The organism is Paraburkholderia franconis, assembly GCF_009362735.1.
Taxonomy (GTDB): Bacteria; Pseudomonadota; Gammaproteobacteria; order Burkholderiales; family Burkholderiaceae; genus Paraburkholderia; species Paraburkholderia franconis.
Genome location: NZ_WHNP01000002.1, coordinates 22,298 through 46,106, shown reverse-complemented (window position 1 = coordinate 46,106; position 23,809 = coordinate 22,298). Strand labels below are relative to the sequence as shown.

The following is a 23,809-nucleotide window of genomic DNA, read 5'->3' as shown; positions in this document are numbered from 1 at the left end:
TGATTCGATCTTACGCAAAGCACGCCCCGTTCGCATCATTCGATGAAATGACGCTGTTGCGTGCGGCTCTTGGGCAGGCGTCCGCAGGAGCGATCACGTGTCGCGGCCCGGCTCTTCGTGGCTCGACCCTTCGTGGCCCTCATGAGCCTCATGACTGGCGGCGCGTGCTTCGGCGCGGCTGATCGCGCCACCGTCATGGGCGCGTCCCTTGTCAGCCGCGTCCGGCGAACCGGACGAGCCGCTGGCATCGGCCGATTGCGTTTCGCCCGTCACGTCACGCGCGGCGGCCGCCGCCACCGCTTCCGAATCGCGCGTGAGGCGCGCCCGCACGAAGCCGATATGCTCGCGCAGCACATAGAACTGATCCGCATAGGCAAGCGGCATTTTCAGCCCGTTGACCGACTCTTCGATCTTGTCGAGCCGTTCGACGAGCGCCTCGCGCTCGGCCGCCGACGTATCGTTGAGCGCCTCGCGCTCGATCGCGATCAGCGCGCCGTACCAGCGGTAGATGCGCGACTTCACGCGCCACGCATACAGCGACGGCACGAGCCTCAGCCCCGGAATCAGCACGACGATGATCGGCACCAGCACGACCAGCAGCCGGTCCGCGAGGCTCGCGAGCCAGAACGGCAGCATGCGGTAGAGAAAGCCCTTGCCCGACTTGTAGTAGCGGGCGGCATCGTCGCTGATCGGGAAGTCGTGCGCGAGCGGCGCAGGGAATTCGCCCGCCTTCTGCATCACGCTCGCCTTGCTGTGCACCTCGCGCGCCGCTTCGATGAGCAGATCGGAGAGCGCCGGATGCAGCGAATCGCGCGCGACCAGTTCTTCCGTTGGCGCGATCATGTGCAGCGTCGTCGACGGCAGGTTCTTGCCGAGGTCGAACGAGCCCATCGGCATTTCGAGCTGCGTCAGAAACGGAAAGCGCCGGGCATACGCGCCCGCCTGCGTGAAATCGTAGAACTGCACGCCCGCCGTCCGATACAGCTTGCCCATCACGGGAGGTTGCGCGTTGTCGCCCGTCAGGAAGGCCGCGTCGATCTTGCCCGCGATCAGCGCCTGCGCGGCGTCGTCGCCGGACAGCGGCAGCAGCTTCGTCGGGCCGTCGGGCGTGATGCCGTTGGCCTTCAGCAGCTGCAGCGCCAGCTCGCGTGTGCCGCTGCCTTCGGCGCCGATCGCGATGCGCTTGCCCTTGAACTCCGACAGCAGCGTGACCATCGCGCCGCGATAGAAGATCGCCACGGGCACATACGCGACGCTGCCGAGCGACATCAGCCCGTCCGTCGTCGCCTTCGATGGCGCGATGCCATCCTGCACGAAGCCGACATCGACGTTCGCATGCGGATCGGTCAGACGTTTGAGGTTGTCGGCGGAGCCTTCCGTCTCCAGCACGTCGAGCGTGATGCGGTTGCGCGCGAGGATCGCCTTGTACTTCTGCGCGGCCACCCAGAAGGTACTGCCTTTCGGGCCGGCCGCCATCGTCAGCGTGTCGGGTGGCGCGGGCTGGATCAGGCGCACGGCGATGTAGATCGCGATCGCGCTGATCAGCAGGATCGGGCCGAACGACACGGCGAGATCGCGCCATGAGATCGCCACGAAGCGGGCGACGAGGTGGGGCTGCTTGCGGCGAGGAGTGCGTTCCGGTGGACGTCCGTCGGAAGGCTTCATGGGAATGCGTAGCGGTCAGGTTGGTTCAATGATGTCGGGCGGGCTCTCTGGGCGCAACGGCTCGCGCCCGTCTGCTGCATCGGCTGCATCTGCTGCAAATACCGCCCGCCCGTTTCGACGTTCGCGCCGATGGTACATGAGATTGAAGGCGCGGCGGCGCGCGCAACCGAGACGCGGTGCCACAAACGCGCGGCATTCATTCGACATCTGTTGCGCGCGGGGGCAACGAAGCGCGAAGTTCCAACGCGAAGCGCGACGAAAGCGCGATATCCTTTGCAGAACTTGCGCGGCTAGATTACATTGGCATCGCTGCCGCGAATCAACGTTTGCGCTGCGCGACCCGGCCGGACTCACGAGACCAGGGCGCGTTGCCGGCGCGCGGCGGACGGCCAGCGTAAATGAACCGCTGCGCATCAGTAGCGCCGGCCGTCGCACCTTCCAATGCCTCTCTCGCAGACCGTGACAACGCTCCAGGCCCGCCATTGCCTCGTTGCGCCTTTGAGCGCCGCGTGCAATCGGGTCGCCCGCAGTCGTAACCAAGCCGCTAGCCAAACGCGGTCCAAACCAAAGCAAAAAGGAGAAGTCATGAAATCGGTCGATTTTCTGAAGGCACTGGGTGGTGTTGTCGCAATGGTCGTCGCATGCCACACGTATGCCCAGGCAAGCGACTCCATGTCCAGCGGCACGATGGCGACAGCGCCCGCCGCCAACTCGAAGGAAGCCAAGAAGGAGAACCGCGCGCTCGGCAAGAAGGTCCGCGCGGCGCTCGCGAAGACGCAAGGCCTCGACGTATCGGCGATCAACGTCCGCGCCCGTGGCGGCGCAGTCACGCTGACGGGCACCGCGCCCGACAACGACCAGATCCAGAAGGCTGGCGAAGTGGCGAAGGGCGTGGCGGGCGTGACTTCCGTGTCGAACAAGATCAACGTCCAGCAGCAGTAAGCGATGCCGCCTCGCTCGCGCCGGACGGACCGCGGTCCGGATGGCGCGGGTAGCGGATGACGGACAGCGCGACGGGCGGCACCGTGCATCTTGCGGCGCCCTTACCGGTCAGAATGACAAGCGGGCTTCCGTGCCGAACGGAAGCCCGTTTCGCTTTGTGCGATTTGCGCGGCGTTGCGCTGCGCGTGCGTTCGGCAAGCCGGGGGGCCGCGCGGCAAACGGCTGTGCGAAGGCCCCCGTTTCCACGAAACGGGATGGCTCGACCGCCGTCTCCGTGCGTACACGGACAGCGGGTTGCCTCGAAAGCCGCATCCATCCGATATTCCAAGTCATGCGGGCGTCTCGAGGCGGGTGTTGCCGCCGCTGGACTGTCTCCGGCGCAAGACGGCCCACGTGGCTCGCGTTCGCGCTTCTGAATCGCGCGAACCCCCAGTGAACCTGCACGGCAGCGCGCGCGGCGCGACATCCGTGGATTCGGCGCGAAACTTGCATTGAAGCAGCCGCCGTCGGCTCGCCCGCTGCGTGCTTCGACTGACGGCAGCGGATGAGCCCAGGCGCCGACACAACAGGACAATGGAGACGACGATGACAGGGAAAGTGCCGTTCAGACGTGCCGCCACTGCTCTTTGCACGACGATGTCCGCGATACTGCTCGCCGCGTGTGGCCACGGCGACGATCACCACAACAACCCGACCACCAACGCGCTGCCTTCGTTCGTGGTTTCCAGCAGCGTCACCACGACCGCCTATGACGGCAACAGCGACGACCTGCTGACGGGCGGCCTCGGCAAGACGGGCCTCGGCTCGGCAACGCCGCCTTCGTTCGCGAACTCCGCCGCGCCGACGCCCGCCGAGTTGCGCCGCCTTGCGATCTGGTCGAACTACCGGGCGCTCGTCGACATGTCGGCGAACGGCGGCTATGGGCGCTTCTGGGGGCCCAACGTCGACCTGAACGGCAACGACACGCTCGGCGAGGGTAAGATCGCCGGCACCGAATATCTCGCCTTTGCCGACAACGGCACCGGCCAGCAGAACGTGACCTTGATGGTGCAGGTGCCGTCCACGTTCGACCCGAACAACCCGTGCATCGTCACGGCGACATCGTCGGGATCGCGCGGCGTGTACGGCGCGATTTCGGCGGCGGGCGAGTGGGGCCTCAAGCGCGGCTGCGCGGTCGCCTACACCGACAAGGGCGGCGGCAACGGCGCGCACGAGCTGGCGACGAGCCTCGTCACGCTGATGAACGGCACGGTCGCGGCGGCAACGGCGGCGGGCACGAAGAGCCTGTTCACGGCGAACGTGTCGTCGAGCGCGCTGTCGACGTTCAACATCGGGTTCCCGAACCGCTACGCGTTCAAGCATGCGCACTCGCAGCAGAACCCCGAGCAGGACTGGGGCAAGAACACGCTCGAAGCCGTCCAGTTCGCATACTGGGCGCTCAACCAGCAGTTCGCGCCGACCGTCGATAACAACGGACAGCAGCACGGCGTGCGCTACAGCCCCGGCAGCATCACGACGATTGCGGCGTCCGTCAGCAATGGCGGCGGCGCGTCGCTCGCGGCGGCCGAGCAGGACACGCAAGGATGGATCACGGCTGTCGTCGTCGGCGAGCCGCAGATCAACCTGCGCATGGCGTCGTCGGCGAAGGTGCTGGAGGGCGCCGTCCCCATTCCCGCAGCGGGCGCGCCGCTGGCCGACTACATGACCTACGCGAACATGCTGCAGCCGTGCGCGGCGGCCGCGACGGCGGCGGCAGGCTCGCCGTATCTGACGGCGCTGCCGCTCGCGACCACCCAGGCGATCCGCGCGGCGCGCTGCGCGTCACTGGCGGCGGGCGGCTTCGTGAGCGGTGCGGACGAAACGAGCCGGGCCAACGATGCGCTCGACCGTCTGCACGCGGCCGGCTACGAAACCGACTCGGACCTCCTGCACGCGCCGATGTGGGATTCGCAGGCCGTGCCCGCTGTCGCCGTCACGTATGCGAACGCGTACACGAAGTCGAGCGTGATCGACAATCTGTGCGGCTTCAGCTTCGGCACGACGAATGCGACGACGGGCGCAGCGGGCGTGCCCCCGACGGCGCCGCCGATGTTCTCCATCTTCGGCCTGGGCAACGGCGTGCCGCCGACCAACGGCGTCAACCTCGTCTACAACAACGCGTCGGCGCCGGGCGGAGCGGACCACCGGCTCGCGACGGCCGACGCCAGCTTCACGGGCGCCGCGTGTCTGCGCGCGCTGTGGACGACGGGCGATCAGCGCATGCAGGACAACGTCAACGCGATCCGCGTGACCGCGAATCTGCATGGCAAGCCGGCCATCATCGTGCAGGGGCGCAGCGATGCGCTCGTGCCCGTGAATCACGCATCGCGCGCGTATCTGGCGATGAACAACATCACGGAGGGATCGAAGAGCCAGCTGTCGTTCTATGAAGTGATGAACGGCCAGCACTTCGACGCGTTCCTGAGCACGGCCGGCTTCGACACGCGTTTCATCCCGGTTCACTACTACAACATCCAGGCACTCGACCTGATGTGGAATTACCTGAAGAGCGGCGCGCCGCTGCCGCCGTCGCAGGTGATTCGCGCGGTGCCGCGCGGTGGCACGCCGGGTGCTGCGCCTGCATTGACGACGGCGAATCTGCCCGCGATCTCGATGAGCCCGGGTGCGAATGCGATTCAGGTGGGAGCGGGCGCGGTGAACGTGCCCAAGTGAAGAGCATGAAGGGCATGAAGCGCATGAAGGGCCGCTTGTCGTAGCAACGATTACGCCGCTCCTGTCAGTGCAGAAATGACGCGAGCGGTGTGACGTGCGCACGAGATGCCGTCGCAACGACGCACAACGAATGGAGCCGGACACATGGCGCCTTGCGAGCACCCTATCTCATGCATCGTTTAAACGCGACGGACCATCGTGCTTGTTCGCCGTGACACACTGTTTACCCGTCGCGTGAGGTACTGTGGAGTATCGACGCTTCCGGAGCGACGGCCATGGACAGACACGCCTTCATTTACACCGATCTCCCGATCGGCGAACGCGCCGCGTTCGAACTCGTGTGCGCGCGGCATGGTTTTGCGCCCGCGCATTTCGACATCACCGCCACCGACGATCCCGACGACGTTTCACATCACGCGCGCCTGTTGACGATACGGCGCGGCGGCTGGGCGCAGTCGTATCACGAGGACAAGGCAGGCCACTGGATTCGCCAGTTCGAAACCGACCTCAACTGCCGCTTCTTCAAATGATCGTCGAGTCGGTGCGCGCGATGTGCGTTGGAGACATCGCGCGCACCGACGCGACGCATCACGCCATCACGAGCTTCACGCCGACGAGCGTCAGCGTCGCCGCGAGCAGATTGCGCAGCAGCTTGTCGGGCGCCTTCGACGACAGATAGCTGCCGATCATGATGCCCGGAATCGAGCCGACCAGCAGCGACGCGAGCAGCGACCAGTTGACCGATCCGAGCAGCCAGTGGCCCGCGCCCGCGAGCAGCGTGAGCGGCACGGCATGCGCGATGTCCGAGCCGACGATGCGCGTGGTCGGCAGCATCGGGTAGAGCAGCAGCAGCACCGTGACGCCGATCGCGCCCGCGCCCACCGACGTCAGCGACACCAGCACGCCGAGAACGGCGCCCGTCAGCATCGTCAGCGCGAGCGTGCTGCCCCGGTCTGTCGCGCGTGTGCGCGAGGCCGCGAACGCGGTGAGCTGCGGCCTGAACACCAGCGCGATCGCGGTGATCAGCAGCGCGACGCCGAGCACGATGGAAATCAGATGCCCGCCGCGCTGCGATTCCATCCCGTAGCGATGCAGCAGGATCAGCGTGACGGTCGCGGCGGGCACGCTGCCCGCCGCCAGCCGCAGCGTCACCTGCCAGTCGATCGACCCCTTCACGCCGTGCACGAGCGTGCCCGTGGCCTTGGTCGCGGCCGCGTACAGCAGGTCCGTGCCGACGGCCGTCGCCGGATGGATGTTGAAGAGCAGCACGAGGATCGGCGTCATCAGCGAGCCGCCGCCGACGCCCGTCAGCCCGACCAGAAAGCCGACGAAGAGACCCGACGCGGAATACAGGAGATCGATGTGGGGAAGTGCCATTGCTCGGACCGCGGACGGTCTTTTAAAGGATTCGGTTGCGGGCAGGCTTGCCGGTACTGTCGCCAGAAGCCGCGCGCGGGCTGTGCCTGAAGGCGGTTCTTCAGGCGGAGGCTCGGGCAGTCCGTCAGGCGGTTCCATCGGGCTGCGACGCGGCGAAAGACCGCTATTGTCGCAAAACCGGCGGCGCAGCGTCCTGATGCCCGCCGATGTCCGCAATGATGCCGGCTCCAGCCACCCGCTTACAATAGCGTTTCGGGCGCCGCGGGCGCGTCGGACGGCGCTTAAAGGGGGCGTCGACGATGCGCGCCGTGCGATGCGTTGCCCGCGCCTCTCCATCCGCAGACCGACAAAAATGAACTACGGCGTCGCCTACGCAGTCCTCGCATTCACCATCTGGGGACTCTTTCCCGTCTACTTCAAGACGCTGCACCAGATTTCGCCGATCGAGATGCTCGCGCACCGGATGGTGTGGTCGATGCTGTTTCTCTTCATCGTGCTGGCCGTGCGGCAGCAATGGCGCTGGCTCGGGCCCGTGCTGCGCGACCGGAAGCTGCTCGGACGCTTCGCCGCGAGTGCGCTGTTGCTGTCGACGAACTGGGGCATCTATATCTGGGCCGTCAACGCGGGGCATATCGTCGAGGCGAGCCTTGGATACTTCGTCAATCCGCTGATCAACGTGCTGTTCGGCTTCGTGTTTCTCGGCGAGCGGCTGCGTCGCGTGCAGTGGCTCTCGGTGGCCGTTGCCGCGTGCGGCGTGCTGTGGCTCACGTGGGAAAACGGCCATCCGCCGTGGATCAGCCTCACGCTCGCGTTCAGCTTCGCGGGCTATGGGCTGCTGCGCAAGACGGCCCAACTCGGCGCGCTCGAAGGGCTGACGCTCGAAACGGTGCTGCTCTTTCCGGTTGCCGCGCTGTATCTGTTCGTCGCGTCGTCGCATGGGGCGAGCGGTTTCGGCGCCGCGTCGTTCGGCGTGAAGGTGCTGCTCGCGCTCGCCGGGCCGATCACGGCCGTGCCGCTGCTGCTGTTCGCAGCGGGCGCGCGGCGCATTCCGCTGTCGATGCTCGGGCTCATCCAGTACGTGACGCCGTCGCTGCAACTGCTGATCGGCGTGCTGATCTATCAGGAGCCGTTCGGACACATGCAACTGGTCGGCTATGGCGCGATATGGATCGCGCTCGCCCTTTATTCGCTCGACGGCTTGTGGCGCGCGCGCTTCGCGGGCGTGACGGCGACGCGATAAACGAAAGGCCGCCCGCAGGCGGCCTGGCTTGCTGCAAAGGACTTCGCTGCAAGGAGATGGAAGGACGCGTTCGCGTCAGATCGCGCGGCGCACTTCGGCGACGCCGAACGCGGCCAATGCAAACCCCGCAATGCGGTCGATGACGACGCGCAGCTTGTGCCCGATCGCATGACGCGCGAGCGACACGGCCGTCACGAGAAAGCACCACCACGCGATCGATCCGCAAAACACGCCCAGCACCGTCGTGAGCGCGACGCTCGACGAAAACGGTCCGCGTGGCGCGAGCGTCGTGAAGAGGGCGGCGAACATGATGATCGTCTGCGGATTGGTCAGCGTGAGCAGCAGCGCGCTCGCGAAAGCCTTCAGCGCGCCGGTGTGCCCGATGCCCGCGAGCCTGCCTTCGCCGTTGCTGCCGTTGTTGTTCCCATTATCGGCGGGCACTTTCTGCAACATCGTGCGAATGCCGAGGTACAGCAGAAAGAGTCCCGCGACGATATGCAGCGGCTTGTCATACGCCAGCATGAACCGCGACACGCTCACGAGACCGAGCGCGGCGATCATGCCGTAGAACGCATCGCCGCCCGCAATGCCGAAGCCGATCGCGAGACCGGCGCGCGGACCATCGGTGAGCGTGCGGCGAATGCACAGCATGCCCATCGGGCCGACAGGCGCCGCGACCGCGAGACCCACGCCCGCTGCCGTGAGAAAAAGACCGGGACTGAACATCGATGCTCCTGTGTATTTGATGTGAGTGAGGGCCACGGCGGATGACCATCCGCAAGCATAGCCGTGCGGCGCATGGCCCGGCAATGCGGACGAAAATGGCCGCACGTTTCTGGCGAAAGCGTGCGCGTCGCTGCTCCAGTCGTTCATGCCTCCACCGGATGCTCCCTGTCCCGATGATGATCCGCGGCGAGGAACATATACATCGACGGCACGACGAAGAGCGTAAACAGCGTGCCGATCGACAGCCCCGTGAAGATCACGAGCCCCATCGCATTGCGGCCCGCCGCGCCCGCACCCGACGCGATCACGAGCGGCAGCACGCCCAGCACCATCGCCGCCGTCGTCATCAGGATCGGCCGCAGGCGCACGCCGGCCGCTTCTTCGAGCGCCTCGCGCTTGCCGCGTCCCGCGCGTTGCAGCTCGTTCGCGAACTGCACGATCAGAATGCCGTGCTTGCTGACGAGGCCCATCAGCGTGACGAGACCGACCTGTGTGTAGATGTTGAGCGTCGAGAGTCCCATGTTGATGAAGATGAGCGCACCGAACAGCGCCATCGGCACCGACACGAGAATCACGACAGGATCGCGGAAGCTCTCGAACTGCGCGGCGAGCGCGAGAAACACGATGATCGTCGCGAACAGCAGCGTGATCACGAAGCCGCCGGACTCCTGCACGAACTGCCGCGACAGGCCCGAGTAGTCGGCCGTATAGCCCGTCGGCGCGACATCGGAAGTGGCCTTGCGCAGGAAGTCGAGCACTTCGCCTTGCGAGATGCCCGGCGCAAGCACGCCGGAAATCGTCGCTGAATTGAGCTGCTGGAAGTGATTGATCGACTCGGGCACGATGGTCTGCTTCAGATGCGTGACCGTCGATGCGGGAATCACGCTGCCATCGGGCGTGCGCAAATAGTAGTCGAGCACTTGCGAAGGGTTCAGCCTGTCCGTTTGCAGCACTTGCGGAATCACCTTGTACGAGCGGCCCGCAATCGAAAAGTAGTTGACGTAGTTGCCGCCGAGCGCCGCGCCCAGCGTCTGCCCGACATCGCTTTGCGACAGGCCGAGGGAAGCAACCTTGTCACGGTCCACGAGCAGCACGCTTTCGGGCTTGTCGATCTTCAGGTCGCTGTCGACGAAGAAGAACATGCCGCTTTCGCGCGCCTTTTGCAGCACGGCTTGCGACACTTCATTGAGGTTCTCGAACGGCTCCGTCGTGCTGATGACGAACTGCACGGGCAAGCCCTGCGCCCCCGGCAGCGGCGGAAACTGGAACGCGGCGACGCGCGCGCCCGCAATGCCGTTCCACTGCTGCTGCAATTCCTGTTGCAATTGCGTCGCGCCTTTCTTGCGCTTGTCCCACGTCTTGAAGAGCACGCCGCCGATGCCCTGGTTCAGCGTCGGCGCGCCCGTCAGCTGGAACATCTGCGAGTACTCGGGCAACTGCTTCGAGATATCGAACACCTGGTCCGCGTAAATCTGCATCTGCTGGATCGTCGCGTTCGGCGGCCCCTGGATCTGCGACAGCACGATGCCCTGATCCTCCTGCGGCGCAAGCTCCGATTTCGACGTCATGAACAGATACACGGTGCCGCACAACAGCAGCGCGCCCATCACGATGAATACGGGCCACGTGTCGAGCATCGCATGCGAAAGACGCCCATAGCCGCGATGCACGCGCTCGAACTGCCGGTCGACGAAGCGCGCGAAGCGGCCCGACTCCTGGTCCGTGCGGAAAAAACGCGAGCACATCATCGGCGATAGAGACAGTGCGATCACGCCCGATACGGTCACGGCGCCCGCCAGCGTGAACGCGAACTCGGTGAAGAGCGCGCCCGTCAGTCCGCCCTGGAAACCGATCGGCAAATACACGGCAACCAGCACGACCGTCATCGCGAGAATCGGTCCGCCGAGTTCGCGCGCGGCGATCAGCGCGGCTTCGAAAGGCTGCTTGCCTTCCTCCTTCATATGCCGGTCGATGTTCTCAACCACGATGATCGCATCGTCGACGACGAGCCCGATCGCGAGCACGAGCGCAAGGAGTGTCAGCAGATTGATCGAATAGCCGAGCAGCTGCATCACGAAGAACGTGCCGATCAGCGAGAGCGGCATCGCGATCACGGGCACGATCACCGCGCGGAAACTGCCGAGGAACAGGAAGATCACGACCGTCACGATCAGCAGCGACTCGACGAGCGTCTTCACCACTTCTTCGATCGCCGTGTTGATGAAGTCGGTCGCGTCGTAGACGATGTCGCCCGTCATGCCTGTCGGGAACTGCTTCTGCAGATCGGGGAAGATCGTCTTCACGCGCTTCGCGACGTCGAGCACGTTCGCATCGGGCGCCACCTTGATGCCGATGAACACCGAACGCTTGCCGCTGAACGCGACGTTGAAATCGTAGTTGTCCGCACCGAGCACGACGTTCGCGACATCTTCGAGGCGCACGATCGCGCCGTTCTTCTGCTTGACGACGAGCTTCTTGAAGTCGTCGACGGAATGCAGGTCCGTGCCCGCGTTGAGATCGACGCTGATCATCTGGCCTTTGGTCGTGCCGAGCGTCGCCAGATAGTTGTTGTTGCCGAGGGCCGTGAAGACATCGGCGGCCGTGACGTTGTGTGCGGCGAGCCGGTTCGAATCGAGCCACGCGCGCAGCGCGAACTGACGGCCGCCAAGAATCTCCGCCGTCTGCACGCCCTGGATCGAATCGAGCTTCGGCTTCACGACGCGCAAAAGATAATCGGTGACGTTGTTGCTCGGCAGCACGTCGCTGTAGAAGCCCATGTACATGGCGTCGGTGGTCTGGCCCGCCTGCACCGTCAGCACCGGCTGCTGCGCTTGCGGCGGCAACTGGTTGCGCACCGATGCGATCTGCGTGTTGATCTCCGTGAGCGCGCGATTCGAGTCGTAGTTCAGGCGCAGCGTCGCGGTGATCGTCGAGACGCCCGTGCTGCTCGTCGACGACATGTAGTCGATGCCCTGGGCCTGTGCGATCGCGGATTCGAGCGGCTGCGTGATGAAGCCGGCCATCGTGTCGGCGCTCGCGCCGTAGTACGACGTCTTGATCGTCACCACGCCGTTTACGGTCTGCGGATATTCGCCGACCTTCAGCGCGGATAGCGACCGCAAGCCGAGCACGAGGATCAGCAGACTCACCACCGATGCGAGCACCGGGCGTTCAATGAAGATGTCGGTGAATTTCATCGGGCGGCCTCTTATTGTTCCTGAGGCGTCGGGTTCGGGTTGTCCGCGGGCAGCACGCGGTTGTCGATCACGAGCGGCGTGCCGTTCTTCAGCTTCAGCTGGCCGCTCGTCACGACCTGCGTGCCTTCGCTGATGCCCTTGAGAATCGCGACCTGATCGCCGCGCGTCGGCCCCGGCGTGACGAACACCTGCTGCGCGACGGGCATGACCTTGCCTTGCGCATTCTTTTGCGCGCCGGGCTTCACGACGAACACGGTCGCGCCGTACGGGTTATAGGTGATCGCCGTTTGCGGCAAGGTCAGATAGCGCTGCACCGTGCCCGCGTCGATCTTCACGTTCGCGTACATGCCGGGCAGCAGCTTGCGCTCGCGGTTGTCGACGGTCGCTTCGATCTGCACGTTGCGCGTCGTGCTGTCCACGCGCGGATTGATCGAGCGGATCTTGCCGTCGAACGTGCGGTTGCTGAACGCATTCGTATCGACGACGATGGCCTGGCCGACCTGCAATTGCCCGAGTTGCTGTTGCGGCAGATAGAAATCGGCGTAGATCGGGTCGATGGCTTGCAGCGTGACGATCGCATCGCCCGGATTGATGTACTGGCCCGGGTTGACCGTCGTGATGCCGACGCGTCCCGCGAACGGCGCGCGTATCGTTTTCTTTTCGACGAGCGCGGCCTGCTGATCGACCTGGGCCTTCTTGCTCTTCAGGTCGGCGGCATCGGCGTCGAGTTGCGCCTTCGCAATCGCCTGAATGTCGAACTGAGCCTTGTCGCGCTTATAGACGGTTTGCGCGAGTTCCGCAGCGGCTTGCAGCGATGCGAGCTGCGCGCGGTCCGAATCGTCGTTCAGGTGCACGAGCACCTGGCCTGCCCTCACTTCCTGGCCCGAGCTGAACGCGATTTCGCGCACGAGCCCGGCCACTTCCGTCGTCACGTCGACGCCGCGCACCGCGCGCAGGCTGCCCACGGCGGCAAGCTGCGGCTGCCACGTCTGATAGCTTGCGACAGCGGCCGTGACGGTCGCGGGCGGCACGGCATTGCTCGCCATGAACTTCTTGAGCATGTGCGCCCTGAACAGATTGAAGCCGACCAGCGCGCCGAGCAGTACGCCCACGCAGATCAGCATGATGATCATCCGCTTGGTCATCGGTCTTTTCGTTGTCATCGTCGTCTTGTCCTTGTACGGCAAACTGCTCTGCGTGGGACGGGAGTAGGCGCTAAAGCGCTAACTGCCGTCGACCGCTCTGCATGGGACAGGAGTAAGCGCTAAAGCGCTAACTCCCGTCGACATGAAGCACAAACTCGTCCGGCGGCGCTGCCGTCTGATCGCATGCGACGTGCGGCTACTGCGAAAGGATTCACTGCGGCCTGGCAGACGCCGGGGCTGCCGCCGGCTTGGCCTGCGCTGCCTGGCTCGTCGCCGTGTCGTTCCACCAGCCGCCGCCGAGCGCCTGCAACAGCGCCGCCGTGTCCGCATAGCGCGCGGCCTGCGCCTGCGCGAGATTCACGACGGTCTGCTGGTACTGACGCTGTGCATCGAGCAACGCCAGATAGCTGACGCCGCCGATGCGAAACTGGCCGCGCGTCAGATCGAGCGAATCGCGGGCCGCGCGCCATGCTTCCGTTTGCGCGCGCAGGCCGGCGGCATCGTGTTCGAGCGCGCGCAACGTATCGGCGACGTTCTGGAACGCGAGCAGCACCGTCTGCCGGTATTGCGCATTGGCCTGATCGAAGGCGGCTTCGGCTGCGCGCTTTTGCGCGCTCAGCTGGCCGCCATGAAAGATCGGCTGCGTGACGCCCGCGCCGATGCTCCAGATCATGTCGGCATACTTGAGAAGACCCGCCGGCGTCAGCGCCTGCGGGCCATAGCTTGCCGACAGCGTGAGCTGCGGATACATGTTCGCCGTCGCCACGCCGACCTGCGCGCTCGCCTGATGCAGCGTGGCGTCGGCGGCGAGGATGTCGGGGCGCTGCCGCACGAGCGACGACGGCACGCTGACGGGCAAGCTCTGCGGCAGCGTGAACATCGACAGCGTGAACTCGGGCACGCCTGTGTCGCTCGGCGGCTTGCCCGCGAGCACGGCCAACTGATGACGCGTCTGATCGAGCGACTGACGCAGCGGCGGCAACGTCGCGCGCGTCTGCGCGACGAGCGTTTCCTGCGAGAGCACGGCGGCGCGGCTCACGCCGCCAAGCTCGAACTGCTTGCGCAACACGCCGAGCTGCGCGTCTTCGTCAGTGGCGATGCGTTCGGTCGCTTCGATCTGCTCGCGCAGCGACGCTTCCTTGACGGCCGCCGTCACGATGTTCGCCGACAACGCGAGATACGCAGCTTGCAACTGAAAGCCCTCGTAATCGACCTGCGAGCGCAGCGATTCGAGTTCGCGCCTCCCGCCGCCGAACACATCGAGGTTGTACGACACGCTCACCGATGCGTTATAGAGGTTCAGCACTTCCGTGAGTCCCGGCTGGCCGAAGGTGACGCCGTTGAATTTCTCGCGTGTCGCATTGGCCTTCGCATCGACGGACGGATACAGCGTGGTGCCCATTTGCGCGCGCAGATTCTCCCCGGCTTGCCTGAGCGCCGCTTGCGCCGCGGCGACGTTGGGACTGTTGACGAGCGCTTCGCGGATCAGCGCGTCGAGCGGCTCGCAATGAAAGAGCGTCCACCACTGCGCCGGAATGTCCTGGCCGGCCACGAACTGTTGCGGGACGCCCGATGCGCCCGGCGACGACGCCGTTCGATCGGGCAGCGGCGTGGGCGTGTAGGTCTCGGTGGCGGGCGGGGCGGGCGTGCGGTAATCGGGGCCGACCATGCAGCCGGACAACGCGATCAGGACAGCGATCGATGCGGCGCGCGCAAAGCTCTCATACGTTGGGCGGCGGCGAAACGCACCGCGCGAATGCCGGTGCCATCGACTGCGACTGAAGCTGCGGTTGACGTCTTCGATCATCGATCCACCTTGTTTTACTGCGCGGACTACGAACGAAATAGCGGCTGCAGAATTCAACAGCATGATGCCGCGCATAGCCTAGCATGGGTCGTTGCAAACTCCGCGATGCATGCAGAAGATTTAGGGGATTAGACGCGCGTTAATGCTGGCAAACGTTAAATGCATCGAGCGCGCATGCAATAAAAGAAAGGGCACGGCATGCATCGAAACATGATGCATGCCGTGCCCTTGATGTGCAGGTGGAAGAACTATTCGGTGAGCGATCGAAAATCGGCGTGGCGGCGAATTGAAAGCTCAACAACGCGTGCGCGAATGCAAGCGTCGAAGCTAATGCGTATCCGAGCCGCGCTCGCCCGATGTCGCGACCGTGCCCGGCCTGCGCAGCATCTTGTCGACCTCGCCCGCGTGCATCTCTTCGACCGAAATCATTTGCCGCGCGTATTCTTCGAGCGCAACGGAGCGGTCTCGCACGAGCGCGAGCAGATCGCGATACAGGCCGAGCGCGACGTCTTCGGCTGCAAGCGACTCGCGCAGAATGGACGCGATATCGGTCGTATGCGAATCGAGCAATGGCCCGATGCCAAGCGACGGATACTCGCCGAGCGTCGTGATCCATTCGCCCGCGAGATGCGCATGCGCGAGCGATTCGTCAGCCTGCTGACGCAGCCACGACACGATCGGGATGCGGCCAAAGCCGAACACCAGAAAAGAGTAGTGCGTGTAACGGACCACGCCAGCCAGCTCGGATTCGAGAATCTGGTTGAGCACGGCAATGACCTTGTCCTTTTCGATCTCTGACATAGCGCCCTCCGCAAAGCTCGTCGAATGCCGGTTAGACAAAGGCTTTCATTGTTGGCCTCGGCTTTCCAAAGATCAAGTGAATCGGCCCGGCGATGCAATCAGCGCGTGACGACGACGCCAGGCACGACGGCGAGCGGCTGCGCATACACGATGCTTCTCGCCGGCGGCACGGCGTAAGCAGGCGCGGCGACGACGGGCACGGCCACTGTCGCATAAGGCAAGGGCTTCGCGGGCGCGGGCGATGACGCGACGGCGACGTAAGGCACCACGGGCACCACGGGCACGACAGGCGCCACGGGCACGCGCGCGACGACGGGCACGACATAGGGCGGTTGCGGCGGCACGTAATAGAGCGTGCGCGGCGGCGCATAGACGACGGCGGGCACATAGGCCGCATGGACGAACACAGTGCCGGCGAAGGCGCTGGTCGAGCAGGCGATACCCATCGCGGCGATCGCGGACGTATAGGCAGAGCGAATGTTCACATCAAACTCCTCGGGCGGACGAGCGGACAGCCGACGGATGCAATGCGAAGTCCTCACATGACCGCCGACGTTCAGACGATACGCAACGCATCCTCGAATGGGCAGCGATAACTTGTTTCATCCGATGTCGCAAAAAAAGCACGCTCATGCTTGAAGCGTTTGCTGCGTTATCGCGATGCAAAGACGTTTCGGAAACGCACGTGAACGCACGGCTCGCATGAAATGCGGCGACATAACTTTGAAATTGCCCTCGGCCTCCCCGACAGCAAGAATTCGCTTCGCCAACGAAGAATCGCAACACCACGTGAGCGAAGAAGTTGAATGAACCGATTGGAGATGGAAATGAAGAAGTGGATCGCCATGCTTGCTTTGTGCATTGCATCGACGGGCGTGATGGCGCAAACGGCGCCGCAGCCGATGGCCGCATCGCCACGCATGGAGCGCATGATGCAGGAGTTGCAGCAGCGCTTTGCCGCCGCCAACACGACACATGACGGCAAACTGACGCTTGCGCAGGCGCAGACGGGTATGCCGCGCGTCGCGCAGTATTTCGACGAGATTGACACGCAGAAACAGGGCTATGTGACGCTCGGACAGATCGAGCAATTCATGGCGCGGCGCGCGGGATCGCACTGACGGAAAAACGGGTCGGCCTGAAGCTAAACTGTTGCAACGGTAGCGAAAGGAGTCTCCGCATGGACCGACCCGCCCGCATCATCGTGCTTGACGACGAAGCGGAACTGCGCAACATGCTGCAGCGCTTCCTGAGCGGACATGGCTTCGAAGTCCGCGCCGTCGAAAACAGCAAGCGGCTCGAACGCTACCTGCAGCGCGAACCGTATGACCTGCTGGTGCTCGATCTGATGATTGGCGAAGAAGACGGCTTGCAGATCTGCGCGCGCCTGCGCTCGGAAGGCCATACGATGCCGATCCTGATGCTCACGGCCAAGGGCGATCCGCTCGACCGCGTGATCGGGCTCGAAACGGGCGCCGACGATTACCTCGCGAAACCCTTCCTGCCGCGCGAACTGGTGGCGCGCATCAATTCGCTGTTGCGCCGCCAGAAGATCGCAGCGGGCGACCCGACTGTCACTACGCAAACGCTGCGCTTCGGCGACTTCCGGCTCGATGTGGGCAAGCAATGTCTCTATCGGGTCGATGCGCCTGTCGAACTGCATTCCGCGCAGATGCTGCTGCTGACGGCGCTCGCCGCGTCGCCGAATCGCGCAGTGAGCCGCGACAATCTGATTGCGCGCGCCAGAGGGCGCGACCACGATGCGCTCGATCGCAGCATCGACGTGCAGATTCTGCGTCTTCGGCAGGCGATCGAAAGCGATCCGTCGAAGCCGCGTTTCATCAAGACCGTATGGGGCGTCGGCTATATGCTCGTCGCCGACGTCGACGCATGAACGCGCGCACCCTGTCGCGCCTGCTGCCGCGCAGCGTTCTCGCGCGCAACATCATGCTGCTGATCGTGCTGATGGCGATCAGCCAGGTCTGCGCGCTGAGCGTGCTGATCCACTATGTGCAAAGCCCGCGCACCGAGCGCGCCGCTGCCGTGTTCGGCACGTACATCAAGACATTGGACAACGCGCTCACCGCGTCGCCCGAGAGTGCGCGCGACACGCTCGTCGCACGGCTCGACGCGCGCGACGAACCGCCCGCCGATGCGGTGACAGAGCCGCGCGTCAGACTGCTCGCGTTCTATCGGCTTCATCAGTTGCGGGTGTTTCTGGAAAGTCTGAGCCACTATCTTCCGTCGGGCACGGAAGTGCGTTGGCAACAAGCTGGTCCGCGCATGTGGATACGCATGCACGTCGCGGGCAAGCCGTACTGGATCGGCTTGCAGGTGCCGGAAGAAGCGCAGGGCGGCGGCATGCTGACGGCCGTGTTGCTGTCGCTGGGGCTCGGCATGCTGGCGGCGTTGACGGGCTTCGCGCTGCAAAGCTATTTGAACCGTCCGTTGCAGGAACTCGCGCATGCGGCGCGCCGCGTGAGCGCGGGCGAAACGCCGCCGCCTTTGCCTGTCGACGGTCCGACCGAAATCGCGCAGGTGAGCGGCGCGTTCAATCAGATGATGCAGGCGTTGCAGCAGGCCGAGGCGACACGCGCGCTGATGCTCGCGGGCGTTTCGCACGACATCCGCACGCCGCTCACGAAGCTGCGTCTCGCGATGGCGATGGCGAACGATACGGGCGGCGACGAAGCATTCGCCGGCGCGGCGGAGTCGTATCTGGACCAGATCGACACGATCCTTCAACAGTTCATGGACTACGCGGGAAGCGGCGAGCGCGAGACGCCGCAGCCCGGCGATCTGAACGCGCTGATCAGCCAGCTTGCCGCGGACTTCGCGGGACTCGGGCACGAGTTCGAGCTGTCGCTCGGCGAGCTTCCCGAACACGCGTTCAGGCCGATCACGATGATGCGGCTCGTGATGAACCTGATGCAGAACGCGGTCGTATATGGACAGACGGGCTTTGCCGTCAGGACATGGGCCGATGCGGATGCGATCCGTGTGGCTGTCGGGGACCGTGGCAAGGGACTGAGCGCGGAAGAACTCGAACGGCTGAAGGCGCCGTTCCAGCGCGGCAAGAACGCGCACGGCAAGACGGGGGGCACAGGGCTGGGGCTTGCGATCGTCGAGCGCATCGCGCGCTTGCATGGCGGCACGCTGGAGTTTCATCCGCGAGAAGGCGGCGGGCTCGAAGTGTGGGCCGTGCTGCCGATTCAGCGAAGCGTGGCGGCGCAACCGGCTGCGTGATCTTCACGCTGTCGGCCCCTACACGTGACTCGGCACTGCGCGAGACTTTTCCCGCGCGAGCCGCTAATCTGTCGTCAGTCTTGATCGGCCACGCCAGCGGAAAGCGGATCTGCGATGACACGCGTCGAACGCCCCTTCGATATCGAACGTCTGGAAGACGAATGGCTCGAGGCCGATGGCTTCGGCGGCTTTGCGTCGGGCACGGTGGGCACGTTGCGCACGCGCCGTTATCACGCGCTGCTGCTGACGGCGACGCGCGCGCCTGCGGGGCGCGTGGTGCTCGTCAACGGCATCGAAGCGTGGATCGAAGCGAACGGAGCGCGCTATCCGCTCACGATGCAGCGCTACGCGCCCGACATTCTTTATCCCGATATCGCTGCGAGCCTGATCTCATTCGATACGACGCCGTGGCCGACGTGGCGTTTCCGGATCGATGCACAAACAAGCGTGATCGTCGAAGCGTTCGTTGCGAAAGCGACGTGCGAAACGGTGCTGCGCTGCCGAGCGGAGTTCGAACACGATGCGCCGCGCGATCGCACGATCACGCTGCACGTGCGCCCGCTGCTGTCGGGCCGTGACTATCACGCGCTGCATCACGAGAACGGCGCATTCGATTTCACCCCTCGCGTCGATGGCGAGCGCGTGCAGTGGCAGCCCTATCGCGATCTGCCCGCGATTCGCGCGCTGACGAACGGCACGTACGGACATGCGCCCGACTGGTATCGCAACTTTTGCTATGTGCGTGAACGCGAGCGCGGCCTCGACTACACGGAAGATCTCGCGACGCCCGGCGTTTTCAGCTTCGATCTTCTGAGCGATGCAGCCGTCATGGTGCTGGGCGCGGACATGGGTCATGCGGCGTCCGACATGCAAGCGGCAAGCGCTCACGCCGATGCGCTTGCGAAGACGGAGGTAGCGCGACGCGGTTGTTTGTCATCGCGCCTGCAACGTTCCGCCGATGCCTATGTCGTCTCGCGTTCGACGGGCCATACGATCGTCGCGGGCTTTCCGTGGTTCACCGATTGGGGCCGCGATACGTTCATCGCGATGCGCGGCCTGCTCATCGCCACAGGACGCCATGCTCAGGCCGAATCGATCCTGCTTGCATGGGCGGGCACGATTTCCGAGGGCATGTGTCCGAACCGCTTTCCCGACTATGGCGGCGAGCCCGAGTACAACTCGGTCGACGCATCGCTCTGGTTCGCGATCGCCGTGCACGATTATCTGGCGACGGGACACGCGTCGAACGAAACACGAGACCGCTTGCATGAAGCCGTCGATACGATTCTGTCCGGCTACACGCAAGGCACCCGCTACGGCATACGCGCCGACGACGACGGCCTGTTGCGCGCCGGCGTGCCCGGCGTGCAGCTCACATGGATGGACGCGAAGGTCGGCGGCTGGATCGTGACGCCGCGCATCGGCAAGCCCGTCGAAGTGCAGGCATTGTGGTTCAACGCGTTGCACATTGCCGCGCAATGGAATGCTCGCTGGCGCGAGCCTGCCATCCGTGCGGCGCAGTCGTTTGCCGGGCGCTTCATCGATCCGCAAACGGGCGCGCTATTCGACAACGTCGATGTCGATCACGTGCGCGGTGCCGTCGATCGCTCCGTGCGGCCCAATCAGATCTTCGCTGCCGGCGGGCTGCCGTTCGCGCTCGTCGAAGGCGAGACGGCGCGTGCCGTCGTCGCGCAGGTGGAAGCGCATCTGCTGACGCCGCTGGGATTGCGCACGCTCTCGCCGGAAGATCCCGCATATCGCGGGCGCTATGCGGGGACGCCGCTCGAGCGCGACGGCGCCTATCACCAAGGGACCGTGTGGCCCTGGCTGCTCGGTCCGTTCGTCGAAGCATGGCTGCGCGTGCAACGTCCCGATGCCGCCGCACGCGACGCGGCGCGCACGCGCTTTCTCGCGCCGCTCGATGCGCATCTGGACCGCGCGGGCCTCGATCACATTTCGGAAGTCGCGGACGGCGACGCGCCTCATGCGCCGGGCGGCACGCCGTTTCAGGCGTGGTCGCTTGGGGAACGGTTGCGTGTGGGGGCGTTGCTTGGGGAACGCGTAAGCGCCGATATGCCTGCTGCGCCACGCGACCCCCCCAACCGCGCTACGATGTGACTCCTGCCGTCACCACGAGAGGAAGGACGCCGTCATGCCTGCGCTGCGCGCTGCGAATCTGCTTTCCACGGTCGAAGGAACACGTCTGCATTCCGCCGAGTGCGCGCGGTGGCAGCGCTGGGGTCCCTACCTCAGCGAGCGTCAATGGGGCACGGTTCGCGAGGACTACAGCCCGAACGGCACCGCATGGGACTACTTCCCGCACGATCACGCGCGCAGTCGCGCGTATCGATGGGGCGAAGACGGCATTGCAGGATTCGGCGACGAAACGTTGAACTGGTGCGTGTCGATTGCAATGTGGAATCGCGCCGATCCCATTCTGAAAGAGCGTCTTTTCGGCCTCACGAATCAGGAAGGCAATCACGGCGAGGACGTGAAGGAGCTGTACTTCTATCTGGACGGGACGCCGACGCATTCCTATATGCGCATGCTGTACAAGTACCCGCATGCCGCGTTTCCGTATCAGGATCTCATCGAGGAAAACGCGCGGCGCGGCGGCGATATGCCCGAGTACGAAGTGCTCGATACAGGCGTGTTCGACGATCTGCGTTATTTCGATGTGACCGTCGAATACGCAAAGAACACGCCCGAAGACATCGTGATGCGCGTCACCGTCGAGAACCGCGCGGACGAATCGGCGGCGTTCGATCTTCTGCCGCAGTTCTGGGCGCGCAACAAGTGGTCGTGGAAGGACGTCGACGAGCGGCCGAAGCTCGTCAAGGAAACGGTGCACGGCGTCACGCGTCTGCTCGGAACGCATCCGGGCCACGAGCCGATTGTCGTGACGGCATGGTCTCCCGATACGACCGTGCTCGAATGGATTTTCTGCGAGAACGATACGAACGTCCGGCGTCATTTCAACATGGAGTCGACGGGTCCGTTCAAGGACGGCTTCAACGAATACCTCGCGCATGGCGACGCCGACGCGATTCGCCGCGACGCGGGCACGAAGGCGGCCGCGCATGTGCCGTTGAATCTGCCGCCGCATGGCACGGCTGTCGTCTATCTGCGCTGGCGGCCCGAGTTCGCCGTCGACGAAGAGCCGCTCGACGTCGACGAGCTGTTCTCGCAGCGCATCGCGGAAGCCGATGCGTTTTACGCAGCGTTGCAGCGCGACATCGACGGCGCGGACGAGCGGCTCGTGCAGCGTCAGGCGTTGGCGGGCATGCTGTGGTCGAAGCAGTACTACCAGTTCGACGTGCAGCGCTGGATGGACGGTGATCCCGCGCAGCCCGCGCCGCCCGACTCGCGCAAGCAGGGCCGCAACCGCGACTGGCGGCATCTGTGCAATGCCGACATCGTGTCGATGCCGGACAAGTGGGAGTATCCGTGGTACGCGTCATGGGATCTCGCGTTTCATGCGGCGGCGTTCGCATTGATCGATCCCGCGTTCGCGAAGCGCCAATTGCTGTTGCTCGTGAAGGACCGCTACATGCATCCGAACGGGCAAATCCCCGCATACGAATGGGCGTTCAGCGATGCGAATCCACCCGTGCATGCGTGGGCCGCGTGGCGCGTCTATGAAATCGATCGCGCGCTGACGGGCAAGGGCGACCGCGATTTTCTGGAGTTGGTCTTTCACAAGCTGCTGCTCAACTTCTCGTGGTGGGTGAACCGCAAGGACGCCGATGGCCGCAATATCTTCCAGGGCGGCTTTCTCGGCCTCGACAACGTCGGCATCTTCGACCGCTCGTCGCCGCTGCCGACGGGCGGCCGTATCGATCAGGCGGACGGCACCGCATGGATGGCCGCGTATGCACTGGACCTGATGCGCATCGCACTTGAACTTGCGTTTGCAAGCCATGTGTTCGTCGATATCGGCGTGAAGTTCTTCGAGCACTTTCTGTATATCGCGCAGGCCGTCAGTTGCGAAGACAATTCCGAAACGGGCCTGTGGGACAGCGAGGACGAGTTCTTCTATGACAAGCTGCGCTTGCCCGACGGCTCCAGCACGCCGATGCGCGTGCGCTCGATCGTCGGCCTGATTCCGCTGATCGCGGTGCATGTGCTCGAAGAACGCCTGCACGGCTCGCTGCCGGGCTTGCGCGATCGCCTCGTATGGTTCTTGCGTTTCCGCCCCGATCTCGCGCGGCTGGTATCGCGCTGGAACGAGCCGGGACGCGGCAATGCGCTGCTGCTTTCGCTATTGCGCGGACACCGGATGAAAGCGCTACTCAGGCGTGCGCTCGACGAGGCCGAATTCCTGTCCGATCACGGCGTGCGCGCACTGTCGCGTGTGCACCGCGACAATCCGTTCGTCTACCGGCACAACGGCCAGAGCTTTTGTGTGAAGTATCTGCCTGCTGAATCGGATTCGCGCGTGTTTGGCGGCAATTCGAACTGGCGTGGGCCCGTGTGGATGCCCGTCAACTATCTGCTGATCGAGTCGCTCTACGAATTCCACCGCTATTACGGCGACGATTTTCGCGTCGAGTATCCGACGGGCTCGGGCAACAAGCTGTCGCTGGCCGAAATCGGCGATGCGCTCGCGCGGCGCACGACCACGCTCTTTCTCAAGGACAAGAACGGCGAGCGTCCCGTGATGGCCGCGTATCCGCTGTTGCAGGCGGACCCGCGCTCGCAGGATCTCGTGCTCTTTCACGAGTACTTTCACGGAGACAACGGACGCGGCGTCGGTGCATCGCATCAGACGGGCTGGACAGGGCTCGTCGCGTTGCTGTTGCAACCGCGCGAAGCCGCAAGCTCGGGGAACGTGCCCGCCGCGGCAGGCGTTGCTCAATCCGCCGCCGCGGCCGCTCCCGCTACCGTTGACGCACCAGCGCCCGCTGCGGTGAAATAGCGCACGTATTACGACCGACTTGCGTTTGTCTTG

The 23,809-nt window shown here is 64.6% G+C and carries 17 protein-coding genes; 9 read left to right on the top strand and 8 right to left on the bottom strand.

What is annotated here, in order from left to right; genetic code table 11:
* Positions 1-93: 93 nt before the first annotated feature.
* On the bottom strand, positions 94-1,665 hold the full coding sequence (locus GCT13_RS01990) for a TAXI family TRAP transporter solute-binding subunit (protein ID WP_152755113.1): 1,572 nt from the start codon (positions 1,663-1,665) through the stop codon (positions 94-96).
* Between the two features lie 585 nt (positions 1,666-2,250).
* Here GCT13_RS01990 and GCT13_RS01985 point away from each other — a divergent pair.
* The 3 genes from GCT13_RS01985 (at position 2,251) to GCT13_RS01975 (ending at position 5,849) form a co-directional block, all read left to right on the top strand.
* A complete protein-coding gene (locus GCT13_RS01985) occupies positions 2,251-2,607 on the top strand; it encodes a BON domain-containing protein (protein ID WP_152755112.1) in 357 nt (118 codons plus the stop codon).
* 585 nt (positions 2,608-3,192) lie between these two features.
* Positions 3,193-5,319, top strand: a complete 2,127-nt coding sequence (locus tag GCT13_RS01980; protein WP_152755111.1) for a D-(-)-3-hydroxybutyrate oligomer hydrolase — start codon at positions 3,193-3,195, stop codon at positions 5,317-5,319.
* A 275-nt stretch (positions 5,320-5,594) separates the two neighbouring features.
* Complete coding sequence (locus GCT13_RS01975; RefSeq protein ID WP_152755110.1) at positions 5,595-5,849, top strand: hypothetical protein; 255 nt, start codon at positions 5,595-5,597, stop codon at positions 5,847-5,849.
* Positions 5,850-5,907: 58 nt separating this feature from the next.
* On the opposite strand, the gene GCT13_RS01970 is transcribed toward GCT13_RS01975, so the two are convergent.
* A complete protein-coding gene (locus GCT13_RS01970; protein WP_152755109.1) occupies positions 5,908-6,696 on the bottom strand; it encodes a sulfite exporter TauE/SafE family protein in 789 nt (262 codons plus the stop codon).
* Positions 6,697-7,048: 352 nt separating this feature from the next.
* Between GCT13_RS01970 and rarD the strand changes: the two genes are divergently transcribed.
* Complete coding sequence (gene rarD, locus GCT13_RS01965; RefSeq protein ID WP_152755108.1) at positions 7,049-7,936, top strand: EamA family transporter RarD; 888 nt, start codon at positions 7,049-7,051, stop codon at positions 7,934-7,936.
* 75 nt (positions 7,937-8,011) lie between these two features.
* On the opposite strand, the gene GCT13_RS01960 is transcribed toward rarD, so the two are convergent.
* The 6 genes from GCT13_RS01960 to GCT13_RS01935 form a co-directional block, all read right to left on the bottom strand.
* Positions 8,012-8,662, bottom strand: coding sequence for a LysE family translocator (locus GCT13_RS01960; protein ID WP_152755107.1), 651 nt, complete (start codon positions 8,660-8,662; stop codon positions 8,012-8,014).
* Between the two features lie 143 nt (positions 8,663-8,805).
* Positions 8,806-11,859, bottom strand: coding sequence for an efflux RND transporter permease subunit (locus GCT13_RS01955; RefSeq protein ID WP_152755106.1), 3,054 nt, complete (start codon positions 11,857-11,859; stop codon positions 8,806-8,808).
* Positions 11,860-11,870: 11 nt separating this feature from the next.
* Positions 11,871-13,022, bottom strand: coding sequence for an efflux RND transporter periplasmic adaptor subunit (locus GCT13_RS01950; protein ID WP_152755105.1), 1,152 nt, complete (start codon positions 13,020-13,022; stop codon positions 11,871-11,873).
* 193 nt (positions 13,023-13,215) lie between these two features.
* Positions 13,216-14,811, bottom strand: coding sequence for an efflux transporter outer membrane subunit (locus GCT13_RS01945; protein WP_152755104.1), 1,596 nt, complete (start codon positions 14,809-14,811; stop codon positions 13,216-13,218).
* Between the two features lie 327 nt (positions 14,812-15,138).
* Complete coding sequence (locus GCT13_RS01940; RefSeq protein WP_152755103.1) at positions 15,139-15,612, bottom strand: ferritin-like domain-containing protein; 474 nt, start codon at positions 15,610-15,612, stop codon at positions 15,139-15,141.
* A gap of 98 nt (positions 15,613-15,710) precedes the next feature.
* Complete coding sequence (locus GCT13_RS01935; protein WP_321574146.1) at positions 15,711-16,097, bottom strand: hypothetical protein; 387 nt, start codon at positions 16,095-16,097, stop codon at positions 15,711-15,713.
* Between the two features lie 342 nt (positions 16,098-16,439).
* Between GCT13_RS01935 and GCT13_RS01930 the strand changes: the two genes are divergently transcribed.
* From GCT13_RS01930 to GCT13_RS01910, 5 genes are all read left to right on the top strand, one after another.
* Positions 16,440-16,733 carry an EF-hand domain-containing protein gene (locus GCT13_RS01930; RefSeq protein WP_152755102.1) on the top strand — a complete coding sequence of 98 codons (294 nt, stop codon included), beginning with the start codon at positions 16,440-16,442 and terminating at the stop codon, positions 16,731-16,733.
* Between the two features lie 59 nt (positions 16,734-16,792).
* Positions 16,793-17,506, top strand: a complete 714-nt coding sequence (locus GCT13_RS01925; RefSeq protein WP_152755101.1) for a response regulator — start codon at positions 16,793-16,795, stop codon at positions 17,504-17,506.
* Positions 17,503-18,858 (top strand): ATP-binding protein, encoded by a 1,356-nt coding sequence (locus GCT13_RS01920; protein WP_152755100.1) that lies wholly within the window; start codon positions 17,503-17,505, stop codon positions 18,856-18,858. The genes GCT13_RS01925 and GCT13_RS01920 overlap by 4 nt, the downstream gene beginning before the upstream one ends.
* 114 nt (positions 18,859-18,972) lie before the next feature.
* Positions 18,973-20,976 carry an amylo-alpha-1,6-glucosidase gene (locus tag GCT13_RS01915; protein ID WP_152755099.1) on the top strand — a complete coding sequence of 668 codons (2,004 nt, stop codon included), beginning with the start codon at positions 18,973-18,975 and terminating at the stop codon, positions 20,974-20,976.
* A gap of 34 nt (positions 20,977-21,010) precedes the next feature.
* On the top strand, positions 21,011-23,776 hold the full coding sequence (locus tag GCT13_RS01910; RefSeq protein WP_152755098.1) for an MGH1-like glycoside hydrolase domain-containing protein: 2,766 nt from the start codon (positions 21,011-21,013) through the stop codon (positions 23,774-23,776).
* Positions 23,777-23,809 lie beyond the last annotated feature (33 nt).